The sequence below is a fragment of the bacterium genome (assembly GCA_023230585.1).
GTDB lineage: Bacteria > Ratteibacteria > UBA8468 > B48-G9 > JAFGKM01 > JALNXB01.
In genome coordinates, this window is record JALNXB010000112.1 from 1 (window position 1) to 2,702 (window position 2,702).

Sequence of the window (2,702 nt, forward strand, 5' to 3'; positions counted from 1 at the left end):
CCCCTATATGTCATTCCGGACTTGATCCGGAATCTCGTTTTTCTTGCTACCAGCGTGAGTTAAGTGAGAGATCCTGAAACAAGTTCAGGATAACAAAGTGGTCGAGTAGAATACAATATTGCCCTCTATTCCGCCTTTTGTAGTTTGTCTTGCGAGCTTTACCCGCCGAAGCCAACCTACGCTGAAACACAAGCTTCGGCAGGTATACCTTGGCGTAGGAGGACGTTTTTTGGTTGGCAATCTCGCCGAAGGCGGAAAAGGAAATGGGGGTAAACAATAGTGTATAGGATAAATACGAGGATTACCGCAGTCACACAAAGCGTTCCTTCGCAACGACAAAAAGCGTCGGTTAGCACCTCGTAATTCGTTCCTAAACACATTTTTTTAAACAAAAGGGAAAATAAAATGGATACAACAATTAAAAGATTTAAATTTTCGTGTTACCCAGAAGTTATATATGGAAAAAATTCTATATCTCAATTACCGTTAGTAATCAAGGAGTTTAATAAAAACAGATTGCTTTTGGTTACAGATAAAAATTTTGGAACAACCAGTATTTTTAAAGAAATAACAAAAATGCTTGAAAACGAAAATATCGATTTTAGAGTTTTTGATGATATTTCTGGTGAACCTTCAACAGAAACTGGTGACCAATGTGCTTCTTTTGGAAAAACAGAAGGGTGTGATATCGTTTGTGGAATAGGGGGTGGAAGTGTTCTTGACACTGCTAAAGCTGTATCCGTTTTAATAACCAACGGGGGTAGCGTAAGAGATTACCAAGGTCTAAATAAAGTTCCTGGACCTGGATTACCAAAAATAATGGTGCCCACAACAGCAGGTACAGGTAGCGAAGTTACTTTCACTGCTGTTTTTATTAGAAGAGATGAAAAGAAGAAGGGCGGTATAAACAGCCCTTTTTTATATGCAGATATATCTATTCTTGACCCATTGTTAACAATCTCTCTTCCTGCTTCAGTAACTGCATCTACAGGGCTAGACGCACTTTGCCATGCTGTAGAAAGTTATCTTTCAAAAAAAACTACTTTTATGAGTAAAACAATTTCTATGCAGGCTATTAAACTTATATGGGCTAATCTTCCAATTGTTTTTGAAGATGGAAATAATGTGAATGCAAGAGACCTAATGTTATATGGTAGTTTTCTTGCAGGAATAGGGCTTGCAAATGCTGGAGTAACAGCAGTTCATTCAATTTCTTATCCGCTTGGAGGCGTTTTTAATGTTCCTCACGGTATAGGAAACGGTTTACTCTTACCTTATGTTCTTGAATTTGAGAAAGAAGAAATTTCAAAAGAAATTTCAGAAATTGATGATTGTATTAACAAAAAAAGACTAACAGCTTCCGATATGTTTAAAACAGAGGCGTTTATTTCTGAAATAAAGAATTTTCTTAAGATCTTTAATATTCCAACCCTTAAAGAATTTAATATCGGTGAAGATTCTTTTGCCAATCTTGCTAAAGACGCTTTGCAGGTATCTGTTCCTATCGAAAACAATCCTAAACCAGTTACTGAAAAAGATATTATTGAAATATATAAGAAGGCTCTTTAAGTCATAGGGTTTTTATCGGTTTTCTCACACCCCTTGTTCTGCAAGCCCCTGCTTGTCATTCCGGACTTGATCCGTAATGACAAGTAGAGGGCAAAGGCGTAATCTTTGTGCCTTCTCACTCTGTATTTATTTTCTCTACAGGTGTACCCCATAAAAAACCTTGAGCAAACTCACAAGCAAGTTGTTTTAAATAATCTGCCTGCTCTTTTGTTTCAACTCCCTCTGCTGTTACAGGCATCTGTAAAGTTTTTCCCATAGCAATTATAGTTCTTACTATTTCCCTATCTTTTGTATTCGAGAGCATACCAGAAATAAAGGATTTGTCAATCTTAATACCATCTATAGGGTAACGATGAAGGTATGAAAGAGAGGAAAACCCTGTTCCAAAATCATCGATGACAATTTTTATGCCAAGTGTTTTCAATTGTAAAAGAACATCGGTCATCTCTTTTACCATAAGAACGCTTTCTGTTATTTCAAAGTAAAGATATTCAGGTGGGAAACCTGTTTCCTTTAAAATGGTTTTTACTTTAGTTAAAAAATCTTGAGACTGTAACTGCTTTGTAGAAATATTTAGATGTACATTTAAAGGTTCTTTCTCTATATTGTTCAAAATCCATTTTTGTTGACAAACGTTTCGGATTACCCATTCGCCAATATTTACAATCAGTCCTGTCTCTTCAGCAAGAGGAATAAAAGTCCCCGGTAAGAGCAATCCCTTAACAGGGTGGTTCCATCTAAGTAAAACCTCGTATCCAATTATTTTTTCTGATTGGGTTTCAACAATAGGTTGGTAATAAATAGAAAACTCGTTATTTTTTACTGCTTCCCAGAGGAAGGTCTCTTCGGTCAATTTTTTGATAGCAGTTTCGTGCATCGATTGACTGAAATATGCATACCTGTTTTTACCTTGCTGTTTTGCTTTATACATAGCAATATCAGCGTTCCGTAGGTACTCTTCAGGTGTTGTAAACTCAGGTGAGTATTGGCAAATACCAATACTTGCAGTTGCGGAGATAAAGTGGTCTCCAAGTTGTACTGGTTCTTCTATTGCAGATAAAATACGTTCTGCCACTTTTTTGCCAAGTTCAAATTCAGGTTGTTGTTCTATAAGTATTGCAAACTCATCACCC

2 protein-coding genes are annotated in these 2,702 nt (G+C 36.6%); one reads left to right on the top strand and one right to left on the bottom strand.

Annotated features, from left to right (window positions below; all coding sequences use genetic code 11):
• Positions 1–405: 405 nt before the first annotated feature.
• Positions 406–1,569 (top strand): iron-containing alcohol dehydrogenase, encoded by a 1,164-nt coding sequence (locus tag M0P98_09485; GenBank protein MCK9267077.1) that lies wholly within the window; start codon positions 406–408, stop codon positions 1,567–1,569.
• A gap of 115 nt (positions 1,570–1,684) precedes the next feature.
• On the opposite strand, the gene M0P98_09490 is transcribed toward M0P98_09485, so the two are convergent.
• Positions 1,685–2,702, bottom strand: a 1,018-nt coding sequence (locus tag M0P98_09490; protein MCK9267078.1) for a bifunctional diguanylate cyclase/phosphodiesterase, incomplete at its 5' end; no start/stop codon positions are given.

What these genes read in the sequence shown, in the direction of transcription:
- M0P98_09485 (MCK9267077.1), top strand. Translation starts at nt 406, where the DNA reads ATGGATACAACAATTAAAAGATTTAAATTTTCGTGTTACCCAGAAGTT.